We start from the raw sequence: 23342 nt of genomic DNA on the forward strand, positions 1-23342 counted from the left end.
AGCGGGTTCAATTCTCTCAAGTTAACGCTATTGAAGCGCAAGTCCGTCACTCCAGAGCTAATTCTTACCAAGGGAGTATCTGTGATGTCAGTGCTCAAATCACTCATATGGGTTTTCAGCTGCGTCTTGGCGACGCCGGTTGCGGCGCAGATGCCCCAAGGTGAGTATCTTGACGGAAAGGACTCCAAGGTGGGAGTTGTCCTGGCTCACGGTAGAGGGAACTCTCCAGACGGTAACGTAGTCGGGCCATTGAGGCGTGCTATTCACAAAGACTTGGGCTTTCATACCTTCTCTTTGCGGATGCCGGATCCTGGCGCAGACTCGCCTGATTCGCCCGAGCTTGCCGCCTCGTTTCCGGAGGCCTATCAGCGAATTCAATCTGCAATTGAATATCTGAAAATGCAGAAAGGAGTGGAGCGCGTCTACTTGATGGGGCCCAGCATGGGAGGGCGCATGACAACTGGCTTTCTGGCAAACAATCCCACTGCGCCGGTTGTAGGTTTCATCGGGGTCGGATTGACTGCGGGAGGCAAGGAACCTGTTAACACCAATCTAAATCTGCGAAAAGTGAAGCTTCCAGTTATCGATGTGTATGGTGACAACGAAATGGATGCTAGAGCAGCATCTTTTCGCAAGTCCCTCGTTTCCGAGAACTTTGTGCAAGTGGAGGTTCCTGGAGCAAAGCATGATTACCGTGGCTATGAGAAGCCAGTGTCAGACATCGTTATCGAATGGCTGAAGAAGAGAGAAGGTCGGTGAGTATGAAGTTAGCAACCGAATTTGAATTGACTAACCATATTTAATGTAACTTACATGAGTTTTACAAGGGCTCCTTAAACCCTTCTCGATCGATTAATGAGTCTTTGTCTTCCAGCTGTCAATGGGCTTGACGTACATCTGCTCGATAGCGTCTTGGTAGTGGGTCATCAGGTTCTTTCGCTTGAGCTTGAGGGTAGGGGTCATCAGGCCGTTGTCAATGTTCCAACTATCCCTGACCAGGTGGATGGCTCTGGGCACCGCATAACGGGCGAAGCTGCGTGTCTGCCTCTCTATTCGGGCCAGCGCTTCTCTCTCTGCCGCTGCATGCTGCAGACTGGATCCGTCATTCGGGTTCAGTCCAACACTTCTGGCAAGCATTTCCCATTCCACTTGGCCAACAACCGCGATACAGGCGATGAACGGACGATCCTCGCCAACTACAAACACTTGCTCAAACAGGGGATCGACGAGGATGGCCTGCTCCACATCATTGGGAGGCACTTTCTCACCCGTCGATGTAACAATGATTTCCTTGATGCGACCTTTGATTCGGATACGGCCATTTTCGATTGAAGCCTGGTCACCGGTTCTCAGCCAGCCATCGGCGGTAAAGGCTTTGGCGGTGTCTTCCGGACGATTCCAGTAACCGCGCATCACTACCGGGCCAGACACCTGCAACTCCTGATCATCACCAATTCGGACCTCAATTCCCGGTAGTACATGGCCAACGGTATCCGGCCAGTTATCGTCGAGTCCGTTGGCGCTGACCACAGGAGCGGTTTCGGTCATGCCATAGCCTTGCACCATGGGCAGGCCCAGGCCCAGAAAAGTGCGCGCAATTGTCGGAGACAGCGGGGCTCCGCCACTCACAGCGACGCGAAGTCGGCCTCCAAACTGCGCAAGTAGAGGCTGGGCGACAAGTTTGCGCAAAAGCCAGCCGGGCAAGGCAGAAGCCCAGCTCGCCTTGGCTTCCGGTTGCTCGCCCAAGGGCATGCCTTGATGAGCGCAGAAGCTCTTCCAGCCTTTGTTGACTGCCGCGTCGAACAGCTTGTGCTTGAAAGGGCTGGAAGCAAGCGACTCTTGGACCTTGGCATAAACACGTTCATAGATGCGAGGCACCGAGATCAGTACGGTCGGCTTGACCTGCTTCATATCCTGTGCGAGTTGTGCAACAGAGCGTGCGTATGCCACGCAGGAACCGGTAGCAACGGCCAGGTAGTAGCCCGCAGTTCGCTCGAAAGTGTGTGAGAGCGGCAGAAACGAGAGAAAGACGTCCTCTGGGAAGGCCTTCACACGCTGCATCACCGCGTGTAAATCACTGACCACGTTGTCGTGAGTGAGCATGACGCCCTTGGGCTTTCCCGTCGTTCCGGAGGTGTAGACAATGCCCGCCAACTCCGTTTTATTTGGTGGCAGGGGGAGGGCAGAGGTATGCCGCTGACCAGCCTGAAGCCAGGCAGACAAAACAATGACCGGCTTACGCTGCAAGACCTTGACTGAGTCCTGCTCTGCTTGCTCGACAGGTACGACGTAAGCGTTCGACGAATCGATCGGACGGCCTTGCTGTGCGTGAATAACGGCCTGGAGTCCCGGCAGGTCCTGACCTGTAGCACAGATTCTCTGCCAGGCCTTGGCGTCGGCCACGACCAGCAAGGAAGCACCCGAGTCGGCCAGGATGTATGCAATGCTTCCGGCATTGTCGATGGCATGCAGAGGAACTGGCACGTAACCACAACGCAGACAGGCCTGGTCGATGGTCATTGCATCAAAGCCATTGGGCAGCAAGATTGCAACCCTTGCACCGACAGGAAGATTCGAGGCGCACAGGGCGCGGCTCCACAGAGCGACACGTTTGGCAGTTTCGGCCCAGCTCAGGCTTTTCCAGGCATTTGTGCTCTCATCAAACTCTCTGTAAGCCTCGGCCGATGGCGTGCAGCGAACGCGCATGGCCAGAAGCTCTGGCAAGGTTTGCACTTGCTCGATAGTCAAATGCTGTTTCTCTGCTTGGAGGCCCAGTACATCGGTTTCACTTGCTTGGTTCATGCGCTTGCCTTCAGGAAGCGGGAAATTTCCCGCTACGTGAATGATAGCGCTAGAGAGATTCAGGCCGGTATAGGACTCAGATTGTGGCTCCGAGCGGGATATCGATGCTTTGATAGCAGACGGCGATGTAATGGTGCAGGCGCTGCTGCTCGTCGCGTACTGCCGTCAGGGAAATCTGATGGCGGTTCCCGTCATGGTGCATCACGCGAAGGCCTTGCCAGTGCCCTTTTTTACCGATTTCCGTCCAGATCTGCGACCACTGGACCACCGTGTTGTCATCGTCGTGAATGAAAAGACTGGAGAACTCCTTGTTCTTCGCTGCCTGGCGGTTCAAGCCGCTGATACGTGCAAAGGCCGGGTTGATGTCTACAATTTTCCGGTTCGCATCAAGGACCACCATGCCTTCGAAGGAATGATTGAATACCGTGGCAGCTATATGTAGTTGTCGTTCGGTTCGCTTGCGGTCTGAGAGATCGGTCAGAAGGCCTATATACATGCGCTGACCCCGGGCCTCGGCTTGGCTCAAGGCCAGGCGCATGGGAATCAGCGTACCGTCCTTGTGCTGGCCAAGCACCTCTGAAATTTTGTTCTTCAGAGGTGGCGCGTTGTTTCGCTGGCCGGCTTCATGCTGCTCCAGATAATGATCATGCTGGTTGAACAGCGCTGCGGGCATGAGCATTTTCACGTTCTGGCCCAATACTTCATCTGGACTCCAGCCGAATATGACCTCAGCTGCTGGGTTGTAATCCGTTACGCATCCCCGATTATCGATGCAGATAATTCCATCTGCTGCCATATTCACCAAAGCTTGCAGTCGGGCTTCATTCATATCCACTTTCTGCCAGCGACTGCGGTACTGAATCAAGGCATTGGCCTGTGCAATCAGTCCGCCAAATAGCAGAGTAATCACGGCAATGGTCAGCGCCAGAATCAAACGATCGTTCGATGATGCCGCGTCATACGTTTCATGCTCGGCCGTGACTCGCAGCGCCAGCATGGCTGTGTAATGCATGCCTGAGATCGCGGCGCCCATGATGATGGCCGCCAGTGTTTTGCGCCAGTGGTCTTGTTTGAGGTTGAAGCGTGCCAGCCCGAAACGAATCCAGAGCGCCAAAGTGGCCAGCGCTACGCCAACAATGAGAGAAATGGCAAACCAGAGTGGTGAATACTGGTGCGTGGCAGGCATGCGCATTGCTGCCATGCCGCTGTAATGCATTGCAGCAATGCCGATACCAACCGTCAAGCCACCTAATGCCAATTGCCTGAGATTGAGTTCATTGTGAGCCAGCAAGGCAAGGGCCACTGCTGATGCCGCGATACCTGGAATGATGGAGAAGACGGTGACCGGCAAATCATACTGAACTGCAGCATGCATCGAATAAGCAAGCATGCCGATGAAATGCATGGCCCAGATGCCTATGCCCAGTGCCAGCGACCCGCTCACAATGGACCAGTTGCGCAACTGCCTTGATGTGGCCAGTCTGGCAAAAGCAGCATGGCGCAAAGCTTGACCAGAGGCAATCCAGCAAACTGCCAGTGATAAGGTCACAAGGAAGGGGTCATATTCACCCTTTAGCACGTGAGCGTCGGCAGACGGGCTCCAGAAAAATTGCGCCAGCATGAATCATGGTCCTGTAACACTGAAAGCACATTCAGTTACCTGGCAAGCATCGCATGAAATGGGTAATCCAATATTTCAAATTTGTAGGATAAATACTAGAACGGATCGAACATGGATCTTTTAGATCGCAGCGTCGAGTCCATTTGAGAAATGCTGCTGCACTGCGCTCATGGCAATTTTCGGATCGCGCTTCAGCAGTGCTTGCATGATGGCTTCGTGCTCTGCCAGGGAGTCTTCAATACGGCCTTGTTTGAACAGCGATTTGTGACGGTTCAGCTTCATGACCTTGCGCAAATCGGCCACAAGCTGGTTACGCCAGCGGTTATCGGCAATATCGAGAATCTGCATGTGAAAGCTCTCGTTGAGCGCAAAAAACCGCTCGGCGTCGGCTGTGTTCCGCTTCAACTCCTCGTGGGTTTGCTGCAGACGCTGCAATTGCTCGTCCGTGGCCTTGCCGGCAACCTCGGCCGCAGCATCTGCCTCCAGCAGACTCAGCAATCGATAGACGTCGGAGATGTCCTTGCGCGATACCTCGGTCACGTAAGCGCCTCGACGCAGCTTCATCGTCACCAGGCCTTCAGCGGCCAGTACTTTCAGTGCCTCGCGCAGGGGAGTGCGGCTGATGCCGTATTCCTCGGCAATCTTGAGTTCGTCGATCCAGGCTCCTGGCTCAAGCTCTCGCCGGAAGATGCGTTGACGCAACTGCTCGGCGACCTGCTCATATAGCGCAAGAGGAGTAAGTGTTTTGCTTGTCATTACGCGAGATTATATGCTGCAAGTATTTTGAATTCATAATTATGAATCATGTACACTAGACGCATCTAGGTAGTTCACCGCAATTCCAAACTTCACTGCGCGCACCGCATACGAGAGACAACATGAGCCAAGAGAATCCGGCACAGGACCCACAAGAATTTGCACCCGCTGATCTGCAAGCCTGGAACAAGGCCGCCAACAAGGCGGCCCCCGGTGGCGACATCAACAACCTGAACTGGGTCACGCCGGACGGCATTACCGTCAAGCCGCTTTATACGGCCGAAGACACTGCCGATCTGCCTTTTACCAACACGCTGCCGGGATTTGCACCTTATATCCGCGGCCCCCAGGCCACCATGTATGCAGGCCGGCCCTGGACCATTCGCCAGTACGCCGGATTCTCCACCGCCGAAGAATCCAATGCCTTCTATCGCAAGGCCCTGGCTGCCGGCGGTCAAGGCGTCTCCGTCGCTTTTGACCTGGCTACGCACCGTGGCTACGACTCTGACCATCCACGCGTGACGGGGGATGTGGGCAAGGCCGGTGTGGCGATTGACTCCGTCGAGGACATGAAGATCCTCTTCAACGAGATCCCCCTGGACAAGGTGTCCGTTTCCATGACCATGAACGGCGCCGTGCTGCCCGTGCTGGCCGGCTATGTGGTAGCCGCCGAAGAGCAGGGTGTCTCGCAGGATCAACTCGCCGGAACGATTCAGAACGATATTCTGAAAGAGTTCATGGTGCGCAACACCTATATCTATCCGCCCAAGCCGTCGATGAAGATCATTGGCGACATCATCGAGTACACGAGCCAGAACATGCCAAAGTTCAACTCGATCTCGATCTCGGGCTACCACATGCAGGAAGCCGGCGCCAACCAGGCGCTGGAAATGGCTTTCACGCTGGCCGACGGCAAGGAATATGTGAAGACAGCCATTGCCAAGGGCATGGACGTGGACGCTTTTGCGGGCCGTCTGTCCTTCTTCTGGGCCGTGGGCATGAATTTCTACCTGGAAGTGGCCAAAATGCGTGCCGCGCGCCTGCTGTGGTGCCGCATCATGAAGGGCTTTGACGCCAAGAACCCCAAGAGCCTGATGCTGCGCACCCATAGCCAGACTTCGGGCTGGTCGCTGACCGAGCAGGACCCTTACAACAACGTGGTTCGCACCACCATCGAAGCCATGGCGGCCGTGTTTGGCGGCACCCAGTCCCTGCACACCAATGCGCTGGACGAGGCCATTGCTCTGCCCACGGAGTTCTCTGCCCGTATTGCCCGCAACACGCAGCTGATCATTCAGGAAGAGACCCATATCACCAATGTGATCGACCCCTGGGCCGGCTCCTACATGATGGAAAAACTGACCCAGGAAATGGCCGACAAGGCCTGGGCCATCATCGAGGAGGTCGATGCCATGGGCGGCATGACTGCAGCGGTGGATAGCGGCTGGGCCAAGCTCAAGATCGAGGCTGCCGCCGCCGAGAAGCAGGCGCGTATCGACTCGGGCAAGGAAGTCATCGTCGGCGTCAACAAGTACAAGCTGGCCAAGGAAGACCCGGTCGACATTCTGGAAGTGGACAATGTCAAGGTGCGTGACAGCCAGATTGCGCGGCTCAAGAATATCAAGACTAAGCGCGATGCTGCCCAAGTGGAAGCTGCGCTGGCCGCCATCACGGCAGCGGCAGAGTCCGGCGAGGGCAATCTGCTGGATCTGTCCATCAAGGCCGTGCGCCTGCGTGCCACTGTAGGTGAAGTTTCCGACGCGATGGAAAAGGCGTTTGGCCGCCACCGCGCCGATACCCAGAAGGTGACCGGTGTGTATGCTGCCGCTTATGACTCGGCCGAAGGCTGGGACAAGCTCAAGGAAGAAATCAACACCGCTTCGCAGGCCATGGGGCGCCGTCCCCGCGTGATGATTGCCAAGCTGGGTCAGGACGGTCACGACCGCGGGGCCAAGGTGGTCGCAACCGCTTTTGCCGACCTGGGTTTCGACGTGGACATGGGGCCGCTGTTCCAGACACCCGAAGAATGCGCTCGCCAGGCCATCGAGAACGATGTGCACGCCGTGGGTGTCTCCACTCTGGCCGCCGGGCACAAGACCTTGGTGCCGGCCATCATTGCCGAGCTCAAGAAGCAGGGTGCGGACGACATCATCGTCTTCGTGGGCGGCGTTATTCCCGCTCAGGACTATGATTTCCTCTACAACGCGGGCGTCAAGGGCGTATACGGCCCCGGCACCCCCATTCCTGCCAGCGCCAAGGATGTGCTGGAGCAGATCAAGAAGGCCAACGGTCTCTGATCGGCCGGCAAGCATCGATAGCAAAGGCGATCGCAACGTGACCCCTGAGCAAATGCAAGACGGCATCCTGCACGGCAATCCCGCCGTGCAGCGCCGGGCCATGGCCAAGGCCATTACCTTGCTTGAATCCTCCCGGGCCGACCACCGTGAACAGGCTGACGGTCTGCTCACCGCTCTGTTGCCGCACACGGGCAAGGCATTTCGCCTTGGCATCAGTGGCGTGCCGGGCGTCGGCAAATCCACCTTCATCGAAGCCCTGGGCCTGTTCCTGATAGAGAAGGGGCTGCGTGTGGCCGTGCTGGCGATCGATCCGTCCAGCACCGTCTCGGGCGGCTCCATCCTCGGCGACAAGACCCGCATGGAGCAACTGTCCATGCGGCTGGAGGCCTATATCCGTCCCAGCCCCAGCAGCGGCACGCTGGGCGGTGTGGCCGAAAAGACGCGCGAGGCCATGCTGGTCTGCGAAGCCGCCGGTTACGACGTGGTCATCGTCGAGACCGTGGGCGTGGGCCAGAGCGAGATCGCCGTGCACGGCATGACGGACATGTTCTGCGTGCTGCAACTGCCCAATGCGGGTGACGACCTGCAGGCCATCAAAAAGGGCGTGATGGAGCTGGCCGACCTGGTGGTCATCAACAAGGCCGACATCGACCCCCATGCCGCCACACGTGCTCAGGCCCAGATCACATCGAGCCTGCGCCTGCTGGGCATGCACGGCAACCCCGATCACGCCAACACCGGCGCGCTGTGGCAGCCGCGGGTGCTGCAGATCAGTGCCTTGCTGGGGCAGGGGGTGGAGGGCTTCTGGGCTGCAGTCAGCAGCTTCAGGGAGCTGCAAACCGCCAACGGCCGCCTGGCCCTGCGCCGCGAGAAGCAGGCCCTGGCATGGATGTGGGAGCGCATCGATTTCGGCCTCAAGCAGGCGTTTCGCCAGCATCCGCAGGTCAAGGCCATGCTCCCTGTCCTTCAGGACGATGTGGCCTCGGGTCGCATCGCCGCCAGTACCGCAGCAAGAAATCTGCTTCTAGCCCAAACGCAGTAGGCGCTAGCAGCTCTTATTACCATAGCATCGCAGCATCACCATTGCGAGACAAGCAACCCAAATCACGTTAGAGGACAAGCATGCAAGACGATATCCTGAAGCAGCTGGAAGCCAAGCGAGAACTCGCTCGGTTGGGTGGGGGACAAAAGCGCATCGATGCGCAGCACAAGAAAGGCAAGCTGACGGCGCGCGAGCGTATCGAGCTGCTGCTGGACGACGGCACTTTTGAAGAATGGGACATGTTCGTGGAGCACCGCTGCACGGACTTCGGCATGGAAAACACCAAGATCCCCGGCGACGGCGTGGTCACCGGCTACGGCATGATCAACGGTCGTCTGGTCTTTGTGTTCAGCCAGGACTTCACGGTGTTCGGCGGCGCGCTGTCCGAAACCCATGCCGAGAAGATCTGCAAGGTGATGGACCAGGCCATGAAGGTCGGCGCTCCCGTCATCGGCCTCAACGACTCGGGTGGTGCGCGTATCCAGGAAGGCGTTGCCTCTCTGGGCGGCTATGCCGATGTGTTCCAGAAGAATGTGCTGGCCTCGGGCGTGGTGCCCCAGATCTCCATGATCATGGGCCCCAGCGCCGGCGGCGCCGTGTACTCGCCGGCCATGACCGACTTCATCTTCATGGTCAAGGACAGCTCCTATATGTTCGTGACCGGGCCCGAAGTCGTGAAGACCGTGACCCACGAGGAAGTCACGGCCGAAGAGCTGGGCGGAGCCATCACCCACACCACCAAGAGCGGCGTAGCCGACATGGCTTTCGACAACGACGTGGAAGCACTGATGATGCTGCGTCGCCTCTATAACTACCTGCCCTTGAACAACAAGGAAAAGGCTCCCGTGCGCGAAACCACAGACCCTGTGGGCCGCGCCGACATGTCGCTGGATACGCTGGTGCCTGAAAACGCCAACAAGCCCTACGACATGAAGGAGCTGATTCTCAAGACCGTGGACGATGGCGATTTCTTCGAGCTGCAGCCCGAGTACGCCAAGAACATCATCATCGGTTTTGCCCGCATGGCCGGCCAGACCGTGGGCGTCGTGGCCAATCAGCCCCTGGTGCTGGCTGGCTGTCTGGACATCAAATCCTCCATCAAGGCCGCGCGCTTCGTGCGCTTTTGCGATGCCTTCAACATCCCCGTCGTCACCTTTGTGGACGTGCCCGGTTTCATGCCCGGCACTTCCCAGGAGTACGGCGGCATCATCAAGCACGGCGCCAAGCTGCTGTATGCGTATGCCGAAGCCACGGTGCCGAAGATCACCGTCATCACGCGCAAGGCCTATGGCGGCGCCTACGACGTGATGGCCTCCAAGCATTTGCGCGGCGACGTGAACCTGGCCTGGCCCCATGCCGAAATCGCCGTGATGGGCGCCAAGGGCGCAGTGGAGATCATCTTCCGCGAAGACAAGAACGATCCCGTCAAGCTGGCTGCACGCGAAGCGGAGTACAAGGAGCGTTTCGCCAACCCCTTTGTGGCTGGCGCCCGTGGCTTTATCGACGATGTGATCCAGCCGCATGAAACACGCAAGCGCATCTGCCGCTCGCTGGAGATGCTCAAGAACAAGCAGCTGGACAACCCCTGGCGCAAGCACGGGAACATCCCTCTGTAAGAACAAGAAGAACCAGGAGATATATCCATGTTTACCAAGATTCTGATCGCCAACCGTGGCGAGATCGCGTGCCGAGTCATCGCCACCGCGCGCAAGATGGGCATCCAGACCGTGGCGGTCTATTCCGACGCCGACAAGGACGCGCGCCATGTCAAGCTGGCCGACGAGGCCGTTCGCCTGGGCCCCGCACCCAGCCGCGAGTCCTATCTTCTGGGCGAGAAAATCATTGAAGCCTGCAAGCAGACCGGCGCACAGGCAGTGCACCCCGGCTACGGTTTCCTGTCGGAAAACGAGGGCTTTGCCAAGCGCTGCGAAGAAGAGGGCATTGCCTTCATCGGCCCCAAGTCGCATTCCATTGCTGCCATGGGCGACAAGATCGCTTCCAAGAAGCTGGCCGGCGAAGCCCAGGTCAACACCATCCCCGGCTACAACGACGCCATCGCGGGCCCCGAGCAGGCCGTGGAAATCGCCAAGGGCATTGGCTACCCGGTGATGATCAAGGCCTCGGCCGGTGGTGGCGGCAAGGGTTTGCGCGTGGCCTTCAACGACAAGGAAGCTTTTGAAGGCTTTGCCTCTTGCCAGAACGAAGCGCGCAACAGCTTTGGCGACGACCGCATCTTCATCGAGAAGTTCGTGCAGGAGCCCCGCCATATCGAAATCCAGATTCTGGGCGACAGCCACGGCAATGTGGTTTACCTGAACGAGCGCGAATGCTCGATCCAGCGTCGTCACCAGAAGGTGATCGAGGAAGCGCCTTCGCCCTTCATCAGTGACGAAACCCGCAAGGCCATGGGCGAGCAAGCCGTGGCCCTGGCCAAGGCTGTCAAGTACCAGAGCGCCGGCACCGTGGAGTTCGTGGTCGGCAAGGACCAGGACTTCTACTTCCTGGAGATGAATACCCGTCTGCAGGTGGAGCACCCGGTGACCGAATGCATCACTGGCCTCGATCTCGTCGAGCAGATGATTCGTGTGGCCGCCGGTGAAAAACTGTCCTTTGCCCAGGCCGATGTGAAGCGCGACGGCTGGGCCATCGAGTGCCGTATCAACGCCGAAGACCCGTTCCGCAATTTCCTGCCTTCGACCGGTCGTCTGGTGCGCTTTGCACCGCCCGAGCAGACCATGTGGCAGTCCGATACCGAGCATCTGAACGGCGTGCGTGTGGACACCGGCGTCTATGACGGCGGCGAGATCCCCATGTACTACGACTCGATGATCGCCAAGCTCATCGTGCACGGCAAGGATCGCAACGACGCCATCGCCAAAGCCCGCGAAGCGCTCAACGGCTTTGCCATCCGCGGCATCAGCTCCAACATCCCGTTCCAGGCAGCTCTGCTGGCACACCCGGACTTTGTCTCGGGCAAGTTCAACACCGGCTTCATCGCCCAGCACTATGCCGACGGCTTCCATGCCGAGGACGTGCCCCACGATGACCCCGACTTCCTGGTGGCTCTGGCCCTTTTCCGCAATCGCCGCTACCGTGCGCGTGCATCGACCATCTCCGGCCAGATGCAGGGCCACCAGGTTCAGGTGGGCGAGAAGTACACCGCCGTAGTTCTGGGCGCTGAAGGCAAGAACCAGTATGTGACTGGCGAGGTGACCGACTTCGATGCCCAGGCTCGCGTCTGCAAGGTCGTGATCGACGACAAGACCTACGAATTCCGCAGCAATGCCGATATTCGCGATCTGGTGGTGCGCGGCGTCTGCAACGGCAAGGCGTTCACCTGCCAGATCGAGCGCGGCAACGGCAAGAACCCGCTGGCTCTGCGTGTCATCCACAACGGCACGCAAGCCGATGTGCTGGTGCTCTCGCCAAAGGGCGCCGAGATGCACAAGCTCATGCCTTACAAGGCCCCGCCCGACCTGTCCAAATTCCTGCTCTCGCCCATGCCCGGCCTGCTGGTCGACGTGGCAGTGCAGCCCGGCCAGAAGGTGCAAGCCGGCGAGAAGCTGGCCGTCATCGAAGCCATGAAGATGGAGAACATCCTGTTCGCAGCCCAGGATGGTGTGGTCAGCAAGATCAGCGCCGCCAAGGGCGACTCGCTGGCGGTGGATGACATCATTCTGGAATTCGAGTGATGAGAGCTTTTCGGGGCCTCTGTTCGGAACCGATATGGTCTGAGCGTAGGGCCCCGAAGCAAAAGCCCGCACGGCTTTGGCTCTGCGGGCTTTCCAATTTTCAATAAGATCGGCTCTATCCTTTATCCAGACTCAGCTAGCAGCTATGACATTGAAAGCAGATGCAACGATTTCCCGCCCTGCCAGATTGGCGCGTGCGCTGCTGGCTCTGTTGGGGATGCTGCTGCTTGTCGATGCTCTGGTACTGATGGGCATGGGGCACTTCAATGTCGGCGTGGTGTTGCCCGCCATGCTGGGTGCCGCGGCCTTGTGGCTGAGCTGGAAATGGCGCTCAGTGCAGCATTGGCGTGCGTCCAGGCCCTTGAATCAAAGGTTGTGGTCACTGGGCTGGGTCGTTCTGGCGCTGTGGCTGATCAGTCTTTTCTGGTTCTGGAGCCGCCTGTCCGGCCTTGGCCTTGCGCCGCAGCAGGTGCCGCCCGTGCAATCCATCGTGGTGCTGGGCAGCGGCACGCTCGACGGCCACCCAAGGCCGGTGCTGGCCGCGCGACTGGAACAGGCGGCGCAACTGGCCAAGCTGCAGCCCCAGGCCTTCGTCGCCGTTTGCGGCGGTGTCGATTGGGGTGAAAAAGAGTCGGAGGCCGAGGTCATGGCCCGCTATCTGCAGCAGCATCACGGTATTGCTGCGCAGCGGCTGGTGCTGGAAAAGCTCAGCACCAGCACCGAGCTGAACCTCAAGCTCAGCCGGCCCTTGCTGGCCGAGCGCGGCGTGGCTGCGGATGCACCCATGGCCATGGTAAGCAGCGACTTTCATCTGATGCGCGCCATGGACATTGCAAAGCGCCAGGATCTGCCTCAGGTGTATCCCGTGGCGGCTCCAACCCCTCTGGCCACGCGTTTCAATGCCTGGCTGCGCGAATACTTTGCCATGGCCAGCAGCTGGTTGCTGGGCGAGGTCTGATATTTCAATAAAAACCGGCTCTAGCGCTTACCAGTATTGCGCTTTAAGCTATCAATCAAGGAGTCATTCATGAGCAATCGTCCTTTCAAGGTTCTGGGCATTCAGCAAGTCGCCATCGGCGGCACCGACAAGCAGCGCATGAAAAAGCTGTGGGTGGACATGCTGGGTCTGGAGCAGACCGGCACCTTCCAGAGCGAGCGCGAAAACGTGGACGAGGACATCCTGGCCATGGGGCGGGGCGCGATGAAGGTGGAAGTGGACATCATGCAGCCCATGGATATCGAGAAAAAGCCCGCCGTGCACGCCACGCCGCTGAACCATATCGGCCTGTGGATCGACGATCTGCCCAAGGCCGTGGAATGGCTGACGGCCAATGGCGTGCGATTTGCTCCCGGCGGTATCCGCAAGGGCGCGGCAGGCTATGACATCACTTTTCTGCATCCCAAGAGCAATGACGAATTTCCGATTGCAGGTGAGGGCGTGCTGATCGAGCTGGTGCAGGCTCCGGCCGACGTGATCGCAGCGCTGGGCTGAGTGTTCCGGGCGCCGGCTGCCAGATTGCAGCAGCGTGATAGCTGCGATTGTTCTTAGAACTGATAGCCGAGCCTGATCCCGAACGCCGTGGCGGACTCGGCATCAAAATTTGCCAGAGTGGTGCCGCCGCTGGAGATGTCTACCGAGCCCAGGCGCTGGTAGCTCAGCCAGGGCGTGAGCTTGAACTGCCCTTGCTGATAGCTCACCCCCACCGTGTAGCCAAGACGGCCATTGGTGGGGCGCAATGGCGACAGCGCGGCCTTGTCGCTGCGCTTGTCATAAGCTATGGCGACAAAGCCTGACCAGTTCGCAGCCAGCCTCTGCCCAAGACCCAGCGTGTAGGTGGTGGTGTCCTCCATGTCTGCCAGGCTGTGGCCTGGGAGTACCGCCGCCAGGGTCTGCGGATACAGCCTGAATTGCGACCAGTTGGTCCAGCGAATCTGTCCAAAGAGCAGGGTACCTGGCGCGATGCCTGTCTGGATATCCAGGTTGAAACTTTGCGGTGCAGTCGATGCCGTCCTTGTTTCGCCCGGCCATAGGTTTTCACGGGTAGCGATCTTGTGCTTGATGGCTGAGTAATAGGTCGCAGCAACGCGCAAGGCCATATCCGGGCGCTCATAGCTCATGCCCAGCAAGTAGCCAGGCTCGGTGCTGGGTCTGAAATCCACTCGGTATCCATTGAGCGCTCCAAACACCATCCCCCCCAGAGCGACATGTCCTTCGGTGCGCTGCAGGCGCAGCCCACCATGAACAGCCCAGTGCTCATCCAAGCGGTAGCGCATGGCCCCCATGAGCTCATGGCTGCTCACGCGGGCCTGAGTGCCGCCAAAAAGAGGCGATTGCAGAGGGCTGTAAGCAATGTCAAGGCCAAAAGGCTTGCTCAACATGAGCAGCACCGAGATGCGTGGATTCACATCCTGCTTGTATGCAAAGCCCCATTGGGTGTAATCGTCGGCGACCTGACCGGTGGACTTTCCCAGGGCATCCATGCCCTGAATTCGAGGCTGGACCCTATAAGTTTCGACAGAAAGATAGCGACCGTTTTCAAACAAAGGTCCAAGGTCCTGGCCCGTTCTATCAAGGCCGCCGGCCTGGGCGCAGAGGCCCCACATCATGGCTGCGCAGCCAGCCCCCATTTTTGCTTTTCTCAACACCTGCTCCAACGCTCTGATTCCAGTTGCATGAATGTAATTTAATGTGTCTCAGTGACAGGCGCATAGGTCTAATTGGAGGATGCAGACTCGCAGAACTGGCGCTTTCGAGGCTCCAGAGAGCTACCAGCGTGGCTTATGCTGTGCGCTGCGAATGATCGCCGCCCGAAGCCCAAAGCCGCGCAGAAAAATGCCCTCCATCTCGACCGTCCTCACGACTGCTTACTACGACCGCCAATACAACGCCCGCGCCAGCGTGCAGGACCCGCTTGCGTATCTGGCGCGCTACACGCAGGAAAGCCAGGCTGCGTTTGCATTGCCTGGCGCAGTTCGCAATCAGCGCTACAGCCCCAGGGCTACGGATGTTCTGGATATCTATCTGCCTGCAACTCAGGCAGCGAAAGCACAAGCTGCGCCTGTTTTCATCTTCATCCACGGCGGCTACTGGAAGGCCTTGAGCAAGAATGATTCGGCATTCATGGCACCCGCGCTGACGCGAGACGGAGCTATCGTCGTTGTGCCTGACTATGATCTGGCCCCCTCCGTCACACTGGACCATATCGTCGATCAGATGCGCCAGGCCTATGCCTGGGTGGTGCGCAATATCGCCATCTACGGCGGTGATGCCCGCAATATCTGTGTCTGCGGAAGCTCGGCTGGAGGGCATCTGGCAGGCATGTTGCTGGCCAAGGGGTGGCTGCAAGACTATGACCTGCCAGCGCAGGCCGTGCCTCGATCGGTATTGACCTTGAGCGGTCTGTTCGACCTGCAGCCGCTGCTGACAACCCATATCAACGACTGGATGCAGCTGGACGATGCTGCAGCCATACGCAACAGCCCGCGCTTTCTGCTTCCCGATGCGAGTACGTATGCTCAGTGCCAGCTGCGCGTGAGTTGTGGCGAGTTTGAAAGCCATGAATTCAAGCGTCAGTCGCGCGAATATCTGGCTGCCTGGCAGGCGCGTTGTCTGCCGGGGCATTGGGTTGAGGCGCCGGCAACCAACCACTTTGATTTGCCGCTGCAACTGGCCGATCCGCAATCCGCCATTCATCAGACAGCGCTGCAGCTGATGGGGCTTGATCAGTCCTCGTCCAGCATGCGCGCGGCCTGATTGTTGAGTGCCGAGTCGGCACGGAAGTAACCGAGTACGGTGTTCACGCTATGGTGCCCGGTCAATGCCATGGTGTCAGCCAGCGGCAGATTGCGTCTGCCGGCCTCGGTCACAAATCCCGAACGCAGCGAGTGTGCCGAAAAGTCTCCTTCCACACCGGCCAGCGCACAGCGTTCTTTGACGATGTTGCGCACGGCAGCGGGAGTCAGTGGCTCTGCCACATGGCCTCCCTTGCGGATGCGCCTGAAGATAGGACCTTCGATTATGCCGGCCGCATCCAGCCATGCTCTCAAGGCAATGGCTGCACGGCCGGTAACGGGCTTGTGATTCTCGGGGGTATCGGTGCCGCTCTGGTTGGTCTTGCTATGGCTCAGGGTGTAGATGAACTCCCCATTAGCTACGGTGCGCAGGAAACGTATATCGGCGCCAGCCACTTCGGAGCGGCGACGCCCGCCACTGGCCCAGGCAAACAGCAGCAGCGCCCGGTCGCGCAGCCCGCGCAAGCTGTCGTCGCAGCTGGCCAGCAACTCCTCCAGCACATCGCGCGTCAGCGCCTCTTTTTTCTGCGGCAACTCGCCGCGCCTTGCATAGGCCTTGCGCGTGCGTGACATCAGCTCCTTCACCGCTCCGTCCTGACAGGGATTGGGCATGGCATGCACCTGATGGGCCTTGGACATCACGGCCATGCGATGCACCAGCGTGCTGTGTGAAGGCGCCCCTTTTTTGCCCTTGTAACCGGCTGCAACCAGGGCCTCATCGATTTCGGGCGGCATTTCATGGATCAAGCCCGCGCCGGTCTGCCTCTGGGCATGGTCGATGATGAATTGCAGCACCGTGGAAACCTGCAGCGGCAGTTGCATGGGCTGGCCCAGACGCAGCAGATGCCAGGCCGCCCAGTAACGCATGGCGCTTTGATAGCTGCTGCGCGTATTGCGGGATTCGCCTTCATGCATCAGTTCCTTGATGGCTTCATGCGCTTTGGGGGCAAGAGCGGACTCAGGGACATCCTGTATCTGCAGGCGGTTGGCATCAAAAGTCACGGGAGCAGGGAAGGGCGAGGGCTTGCTTGAATCCATGGCGCTATTTTCGCCCTGACTTCATCTTCCAACCGCTGTCGATTGGCGCCAGTCAAGAAGTCTGTAGAAGCCGGGCGGCTTTGAGCGGCAAGTTCCGAGAGCGGCTTACAAGACCTGGCACGGCATGCCGAAGGTGAGACGCGGGATCGTCGCAAGCAGCTGCACCAGTGACACGGCGGCGAGTGTGTAGACGAATCAAAGAAATTTCTCTCCCTCAATGGAAAACGCCCTCCTATCCACAAATTCAGATGCTGAAAACGCGGTAATGTATGTTGTCATCTGTATGAAAATTTCATACGTAATATTTAATACATAAGATGTATTGTGTATTACGTATATAAAATATAGATCGCGATAACAATCACTTATCGTTAGTTATTTGAAGAATAGATATGAATACAAGCAAAACTACGTCAAGAGGTGTTCAGGAGTCCGATGTCTGGGCTGCAGCGGATGCTTTGATAGCCCAGGGGCTGCGTCCGACCATAGAGCGGGTGCGTCAGCAGATAGGGCGAGGCTCTCCCAATACGGTCAGCCCCATGCTGGAGACTTGGTTTGCAACGCTGGGCCGTCGTCTGGGCGTGGCGGGAGAGCAGGATCCTTCCGTGTTGCAATCGGTGCCGGACCCTGTTCAGCGTCTAGCGGAGGAGCTCTGGAATGCGGCACAGGAAGAGGCGAAAGCCGCAGCCAGCAAGGCTTTGGATCTTCGCGAACAGGCTTTGAAAGCTGCAGAGCAGGCATTTGTGGCGCAACAGGAGCAACTCGCGCAGCGCCAGGCCACCATGGAAGCGCAAAAAGATGCGCTGAATCAAGCCCTGCAGGCAGCTCAAAATCACGCCCAAGACTTGGCCCGGCGTCTTGACGAAATGCAGCAGACGCTACAGGAGCGCGATCAGCGCCTGGAAGAGCTACGTGATGAGCTGAGCAATGCCGTACGCCAGCGTGAATTGCAGCAGCAAAAGCACAGCGAGGAAATTCAGTCGGCCGCCGCCGAGCGCCAGCGCATGGCCGAACAGTACGCGGGCAACGAGCGCCATATGCTCAACGAGGTCGATCGTGCGCGGCAGGAACTCACCGCAGCGCGAAAAAGCCTGCAGGATCAGGAACGCAAGGCAGAGTCCCGCTATCAAGAGCTGCAGACTCGCTTTGAACAATCCGAGCAGGAGATCCTGAATCTCCATGCCCAGTTGCAGACCACCCAGAACACGGCAGCATTGGCGCAGGAGCGTGCAGCCGATCTCAAGAGCCTGCTGGAGGCACAACAAAGACTGGCGGCAGCAGCCAATGCAGCGGATCCCAATGTGGCCCAACCCTTGACGCGTCGAAGCAATCTGGCGGCAACCCGGCGCTCCATAAACCGACGAACCTTGCGCTAACCGGTAGCCGGCGCCCAGGCTGCGATCCAGCTCAATCCAGTCTCGGCGCCAAAGGCTTGACCGCCGGTTGATGCCGGTGGCTTGTCAATATTGGCGGTCAATGCCAAGCCGTAACTGGAGAGCCATGGGTATTGTGAAAAGAATAATCGGTAACGTCCTACATTTCGGCACGCTTTTGTCTTTAATAGTGGATAGAAATAGAAGAAGACAAGAAACTACCCAGCCAATGGACGTGGCATCAGTTTTGAGATAGGCGATCTCGATCCACGCTTCCTAATAGCAAACCGCTTTCTCCTGAGTTCAAGCATTTCCAAGCCCCTGCATTTAGGGGTCTGGACGGGCTTTCCGTTGCTTGATCCTTTTATCCGGAAGTAGAGGTGGCCGTGGACTTACTCAAAAGCATCTTTCACCGATCACCAGAGGCCGCACTTTTCGCGTCTCTGGCTCTGGGGTACTGGGTCGGCAAGTTCCGCTTCGGGTCATTCCAATTAGGTGGTGTGGCTGGTTCGTTATTGGCAGTGGTCTTGATCAGCCAGATCGGCATTCAGATCGATTCAGGCATCAAGGCTGTGCTTTTCGCCTTGTTCATATACGCCGTAGGCTTTGAAAGCGGCCCGCAGTTCTTCAATTCTTTGGGGCGTCATTCGGTCAAGGAAATCATGATGGCCGTCGTGGTGGCCTTGTCCGGCTTGATCACGGTGGTGGTTATTGCCCGGGTATTTGGCCTCGACAAAGGACTGGCTGCAGGGTTGGCTACTGGCTCGATAAAACCCTGTCACGGTAGATGGGGAGGGGGCATGTACAGGCACAGAGCTGCTGGGTGACTGATTCACGGAGAGCACCAAGTCAAGTGTTTGAAGGAGGCATGTCCTGCATCAATTGATAGAGCGCTTCAGCAACCAATGAAAGGCTGCGCTCTCGCTTCCGGACCATATAGATCTGCCGGTCCATACCCGGCAGCGGCAGGTGCCGCGCCACCAGCCCGGGCTTATCAAAGTGAAATAGACTCAGCGCGGGGGCTACGGTGATGCCTAGTCCGGCTTGCACCAGCCCCATCACGGTGGCCAATTGCTCAACTTCAACGAAAGTCTGCATCTTTCGAGGGAAAAAAGCGGCATCCAGATACTGACGAACGCTGCTGTGGCGTGCCAGGTGGATGAACGGCCAGGGCGTCAGATCCTCCAGCGACAGCGCGTCCCTGTCCGCCAATGGATGGTCGCTAGGGCACACCATATAGAAGCCGTCACTGCAAAACGGCTCTGCCTTCAGGTCGGGGGTATCCACGCGTATGGCGGCCAGCGCAAAATCCGCCTCTCCATTGGCCACGGCAGCAATGCATGGCTCGGACAGCACGTCCAATACACCCAGCTGAACTCCCGGATACCGGGCCGTGTACACCTTCAGCACTTCAGGAAGCCAGCCTGCGGCAAGGGATGGCAGCAATGCAACTGAGACATGTCCCTGGGCCAGTTGTGCTGTATCACGCATCGCTCTTTCGCAGGCAGCGAACTCTGCGGCGAGGCGCTCCGCAGACTGCAGAAATCGTTCCCCTTCACGGGTAAGCACCACGTGTCTTGTGCTGCGGTCGAAAAGCTTGAGCCCTACCGTTTGCTCCAAGGAGCGGATGAGTGCACTGAAAGCCGGTTGTGACAGGTGGCACATGCTGGCGGCCTGGGTGAAGTTCTTTTGTTTGGCGAGTACAAGGAATGCCTGCACATCGCGCGACGATAGATTCATTTGAAATGCCGATTAATTAATCTCAATAATCGATTTCACAGCTTATAGCGGTTTTTCTATAGTGGGCAACAGGAGGTTTCATGACAAGAGTGCAAAACGAAACGACGTCATTGCTCATCGGATGTGCGGCAGGCTTTTCCGGCGATCGAGTTGATGCAGCGAAACCCGTCGTGCAGGAGCTGGTTCGGCAAAGCAAGCCTGCCTTTCTGATCTTTGAAACGCTTGCCGAGCGCACTCTGGCACTGGCACAGCTTGCTCGTCGTCAGAATCCCGATGCAGGCTATGAGCCTCTCATGGTGGAGTTTCTCCGGCCCGTGCTCGCCGACTGCCTCGCGCATGGCATTCGAATCGTCAGCAACTTTGGTGCGGCCAACCCACAAGGCGCAGCCCGGGCCATCGCTGTATTGGCCAAGGAACTCGGAACGCGCCCACCCCAAATAGCGGTGGTTCATGGGGATGACCTCAGCGGCCCCGCGCATTACCAGCTGCTCGAAAAAGCTCTGGGCTCGGACATGCCAGAACAGCAACTGGTGAGCGCCAATGCCTATATAGGTGCACGACCCATTGCCGAGGCCTTGCTGGCAGGTGCAGACATCGTTGTGTGCGGCCGCGTTTCCGACCCCTCACTTGTTGTGGGACCTGCCATGGCCCACTTCGGCTGGGCCTGGGATGACTGGAATCGCCTGGCCCGAGCCACGATGACCGGTCATCTGCTGGAATGTGGAACCCAGGTCTCTGGCGGCTATTTCGCAGACCCCGGGTACAAAGATGTACCGGACATGGACCGCCTGGGGTATCCCATTGCCGAAATCGACAGCGCGGGCAACAGCACGATCTTCAAGCCATCTCTGACCGGGGGCTGCATCACTGCAGCCACGGTCAAAGAGCAACTGCTCTACGAAATCCATGACCCTGCCTGCTACCTCACGCCAGACGTTGTTGCCGACATCACCCAGGCAGAAGTGATTTCGGTCGGACCTGACCGGGTGCGCCTGGAAGGTGTCATCGGCCACCCGAGGCCTGAGATGCTCAAAGTCAATGTCTGCTTTGAGTCAGGGTGGTTTGCTGAGGGAGAGATCTCCTACGCAGGTCCAAGAGCTGCTGAACGTGCGCGTTTGGCCGCCCAGACCATATCCAGGCGCCTAGCGAATATTGCGCCCCTTAGAACAGACCTGATCGGCGTAACCAGCGTCTGGGGAAACGACAGCAGCGACTGGCTGACTGAAACAAGCATTGCCGGCGAATCCCGGGATGTTCGGCTTCGCATGGCCTGGCAGCATGCCGACCATGCAGTCGCTGCGCGTCTGCCACGCGAAATAAACGCCTTGTATTGCTGCGGCCCGGCGGGAGGAGGGGGCGTTCGCACCCATATGCGCCAGCGCCTGGGAATGGTGTCGTGCCTGGTGCCCCAGCAACAGATTACGACTGGCTTCCACTGGACCAAGCCTCATCAGGAGTAAGCCATGAACTCAACCCTTACCGTTCCCCTTTACCGAGTTGCGCATGGACGCACGGGTGACAAAGGGAACCGCTCCAACATCAGCGTCATTGCATGGCATCCGGATTTGTGGGAAGTGGTCTGCGAACAAGTCACCGAACAAGCCGTGATTCGTCTGTTTGCAGACCGCAAGCCAAGCCATATCCGGCGATACCTGCTACCCAAGCTCCACGCCATGAATTTGGTGCTCGACAACGTGCTGGATGGGGGAGTCAATGACTCGCTGAACCTGGACAGCCATGGAAAAACGCTGTGCTTCAGGGTGCTTGAAATGCCTGTCGTGGTTCCATGCCATCTCGAGTCATTGCTCGTCGGCCCGAGCGCCTGAATTCTCTACAACAACCACTAGGAGACAAACCATGAAATTTCCGACACGACGCACTGTTCTTGCATGCGGTGCAAGCCTGGCGCTCAGCCCCTTGGCCTTTGCACAGGGCGAATTTCCAAACAAGCCTATTACCTTTGTTGTTCCGTTTGCCGCTGGCAGTGCCACAGACCAGCTTGCACGCGCCTTGGGACAAGCCGTTTCCGAGCAAACCAAGCAGCCGGTCGTGGTGGAAAACAAAGGCGGCGCCAGTGGCATGATTGCGGCTCAAGCGGTGGCCAAGGCCGCGCCTGATGGCTACACCGTGCTCATCACGACCAATACGACGCATGCTGCCAACGAGCATTTGTACAAGAAACTCTCCTATGACCCTGTCAAGGATTTCACCCCCATCACAGGTCTGGGCAAAGGTGGGCAGGTTCTGGTCGTTCCCGCGACTTCGCCTTATCAGTCCGTAGGCGATCTGCTGGGCTACGCCAAAGCCAATCCCGGCAAGCTGAGTTTCGGCAGCGGCAGCTCTTCAAGCAGAGTCGCTGGCGAAATGCTGAAGCAGCTCGCTGGCGTCGATATCCTTCACGTTCCCTACAAGAGCAATCCGCTTGCTCTCACGGACCTTCTTGGAGGACAAATAAATCTGATGATTACAGACGTCTCGACGGGCGTTCCTCAGATCAAGGCGGGTAAGTTGCGCCCATTGGGATATTCCACCCAGAAGCGCAGCGCACAGTTGCCTGATGTTCCGACCATCGCGGAAGCCGGTGTCAAAGGTTATGACATGGGCTACTGGTTCGCAGCCTACACGCCTGCCAATACACCAGCACCTGTCGCGACCAGGCTCAATCAACTGCTGACCAAGGCAGTGAACAGCGCTGCGGCCAAGTCCTTCTTCAATATGTCCGGCTCTGAAGCCTGGACCACCTCAGCCTCGGAGTTGGCACAATTCCAAGCCGCCGAAACCACCAAGTGGGGGCAGGTCATCAAGGCAGCAGGCATTACCCCTGAATAAAGCAGAGGCAGTGCGACAGCCCAACATCCTGGCCGCTATAACGCGCCAACCGCTTCATACGACTGAGCAGGCGCAGCAGTCTGTAGGTTGGGATGTCGTGCTTGCCGGATTCCCAGTTATCTACAGTCTTGGTCGACACATGAAGAAACTGCGCACAAGCGTGCAGATCCATGCCGATGCTTCGGTACATGGCACGAAAGTTCTGAGCAAACTGGGGGCGGGTATCACGGTCGTGACACCTCAGTCCGAGCTTCTTCTTTATATTAGATACGATGTATATTTTCTGACACTTTTTTTAGATGGAAGTCAAGGCTTTTTGCCTGATATTCAACAAAAAGTTACGAAATAACCATCGATCGA

The 23342-nt window shown here is 58.0% G+C and carries 19 protein-coding genes and 1 pseudogene; 14 read left to right on the plus strand and 6 right to left on the minus strand.

The window, feature by feature from the left end; genetic code table 11:
• Positions 1–84: 84 nt before the first annotated feature.
• The gene (locus tag EIC84_RS21180; RefSeq protein ID WP_003065023.1) at positions 85–759 is read left to right on the plus strand and encodes an alpha/beta family hydrolase; all 675 of its coding nucleotides are present in this window, start codon (positions 85–87) and stop codon (positions 757–759) included.
• Positions 760–852: 93 nt separating this feature from the next.
• On the opposite strand, the gene EIC84_RS21185 is transcribed toward EIC84_RS21180, so the two are convergent.
• From EIC84_RS21185 to EIC84_RS21195, 3 genes are all read right to left on the minus strand, one after another.
• Entirely contained in the window at positions 853–2802 is a 1950-nt protein-coding gene (locus EIC84_RS21185; RefSeq protein WP_003065026.1) for a long-chain fatty acid--CoA ligase, read from the minus strand.
• Between the two features lie 76 nt (positions 2803–2878).
• Positions 2879–4423 carry an MHYT domain-containing protein gene (locus EIC84_RS21190; RefSeq protein ID WP_003065028.1) on the minus strand — a complete coding sequence of 515 codons (1545 nt, stop codon included), beginning with the start codon at positions 4421–4423 and terminating at the stop codon, positions 2879–2881.
• A gap of 120 nt (positions 4424–4543) precedes the next feature.
• Positions 4544–5179 (minus strand): GntR family transcriptional regulator, encoded by a 636-nt coding sequence (locus EIC84_RS21195; RefSeq protein ID WP_003065031.1) that lies wholly within the window; start codon positions 5177–5179, stop codon positions 4544–4546.
• Between the two features lie 122 nt (positions 5180–5301).
• Here EIC84_RS21195 and scpA point away from each other — a divergent pair, with 122 nt between their 5' ends.
• The 6 genes from scpA (at position 5302) to EIC84_RS21225 (ending at position 13702) form a co-directional block, all read left to right on the plus strand.
• Positions 5302–7476, plus strand: coding sequence for a methylmalonyl-CoA mutase (scpA, locus tag EIC84_RS21200; protein ID WP_003065032.1), 2175 nt, complete (start codon positions 5302–5304; stop codon positions 7474–7476).
• Between the two features lie 37 nt (positions 7477–7513).
• Positions 7514–8518 carry a methylmalonyl Co-A mutase-associated GTPase MeaB gene (meaB, locus tag EIC84_RS21205; protein WP_003065034.1) on the plus strand — a complete coding sequence of 335 codons (1005 nt, stop codon included), beginning with the start codon at positions 7514–7516 and terminating at the stop codon, positions 8516–8518.
• 80 nt (positions 8519–8598) lie between these two features.
• Positions 8599–10134 (plus strand): acyl-CoA carboxylase subunit beta, encoded by a 1536-nt coding sequence (locus EIC84_RS21210; protein WP_003065036.1) that lies wholly within the window; start codon positions 8599–8601, stop codon positions 10132–10134.
• Positions 10135–10161: 27 nt separating this feature from the next.
• Positions 10162–12210, plus strand: a complete 2049-nt coding sequence (locus tag EIC84_RS21215; protein ID WP_003065038.1) for an acetyl/propionyl/methylcrotonyl-CoA carboxylase subunit alpha — start codon at positions 10162–10164, stop codon at positions 12208–12210.
• A gap of 145 nt (positions 12211–12355) precedes the next feature.
• Positions 12356–13168, plus strand: coding sequence for a YdcF family protein (locus tag EIC84_RS21220; RefSeq protein WP_034361997.1), 813 nt, complete (start codon positions 12356–12358; stop codon positions 13166–13168).
• Between the two features lie 69 nt (positions 13169–13237).
• Entirely contained in the window at positions 13238–13702 is a 465-nt protein-coding gene (locus tag EIC84_RS21225; protein ID WP_003054918.1) for a VOC family protein, read from the plus strand.
• 53 nt (positions 13703–13755) lie between these two features.
• Here the strand turns inward: EIC84_RS21225 and EIC84_RS21230 are convergent, their stop codons facing one another.
• A complete protein-coding gene (locus EIC84_RS21230) occupies positions 13756–14691 on the minus strand; it encodes an OmpP1/FadL family transporter (RefSeq protein ID WP_003065041.1) in 936 nt (311 codons plus the stop codon).
• Positions 14692–15043: 352 nt separating this feature from the next.
• Here EIC84_RS21230 and EIC84_RS21235 point away from each other — a divergent pair, with 352 nt between their 5' ends.
• Positions 15044–15964: an alpha/beta hydrolase gene (locus EIC84_RS21235; protein WP_003065043.1), complete on the plus strand. Its 921-nt coding sequence runs from the start codon at positions 15044–15046 to the stop codon at positions 15962–15964.
• On the opposite strand, the gene EIC84_RS21240 is transcribed toward EIC84_RS21235, so the two are convergent.
• Positions 15934–17040 (minus strand): site-specific integrase, encoded by a 1107-nt coding sequence (locus EIC84_RS21240; RefSeq protein WP_003065046.1) that lies wholly within the window; start codon positions 17038–17040, stop codon positions 15934–15936. The two genes, EIC84_RS21235 and EIC84_RS21240, sit on opposite strands and share 31 nt — an antisense overlap.
• A 392-nt stretch (positions 17041–17432) precedes the next feature.
• On the opposite strand from EIC84_RS21240, the gene EIC84_RS21245 reads away from it, so the two are divergent.
• Together EIC84_RS21245 and EIC84_RS21250 are read left to right on the plus strand one after the other, a co-directional pair.
• Positions 17433–18416, plus strand: a complete 984-nt coding sequence (locus EIC84_RS21245) for a DNA-binding protein (RefSeq protein WP_034361999.1) — start codon at positions 17433–17435, stop codon at positions 18414–18416.
• Between the two features lie 383 nt (positions 18417–18799).
• Positions 18800–19183, plus strand: a pseudogene (locus EIC84_RS21250) (aspartate-alanine antiporter); the annotation flags it as partial.
• Positions 19184–19262: 79 nt separating this feature from the next.
• On the opposite strand, the gene EIC84_RS21255 reads toward EIC84_RS21250, so the two are convergent.
• Positions 19263–20153, minus strand: a complete 891-nt coding sequence (locus tag EIC84_RS21255; RefSeq protein WP_003065051.1) for a LysR family transcriptional regulator — start codon at positions 20151–20153, stop codon at positions 19263–19265.
• 80 nt (positions 20154–20233) lie between these two features.
• Between EIC84_RS21255 and EIC84_RS21260 the strand changes: the two genes are divergently transcribed.
• From EIC84_RS21260 to EIC84_RS21275, 4 genes are read left to right on the plus strand one after another with little or no spacing between them, the layout of a single operon-like run.
• Positions 20234–21613, plus strand: coding sequence for an acyclic terpene utilization AtuA family protein (locus EIC84_RS21260; RefSeq protein WP_034362001.1), 1380 nt, complete (start codon positions 20234–20236; stop codon positions 21611–21613).
• A gap of 3 nt (positions 21614–21616) precedes the next feature.
• Positions 21617–21979 carry a hypothetical protein gene (locus EIC84_RS21265; RefSeq protein WP_003065056.1) on the plus strand — a complete coding sequence of 121 codons (363 nt, stop codon included), beginning with the start codon at positions 21617–21619 and terminating at the stop codon, positions 21977–21979.
• Positions 21980–22010: 31 nt separating this feature from the next.
• A complete protein-coding gene (locus EIC84_RS21270) occupies positions 22011–22982 on the plus strand; it encodes a tripartite tricarboxylate transporter substrate binding protein (protein WP_003065057.1) in 972 nt (323 codons plus the stop codon).
• A gap of 10 nt (positions 22983–22992) precedes the next feature.
• Complete coding sequence (locus EIC84_RS21275) at positions 22993–23331, plus strand: hypothetical protein (protein WP_003065059.1); 339 nt, start codon at positions 22993–22995, stop codon at positions 23329–23331.
• The last annotated feature ends 11 nt before the right edge of the window (positions 23332–23342 follow it).

Origin of the sequence: Comamonas sp. A23 (assembly GCF_004522605.1) — a bacterium.
Classification (GTDB): domain Bacteria; phylum Pseudomonadota; class Gammaproteobacteria; order Burkholderiales; family Burkholderiaceae_C; genus Comamonas; species Comamonas thiooxydans.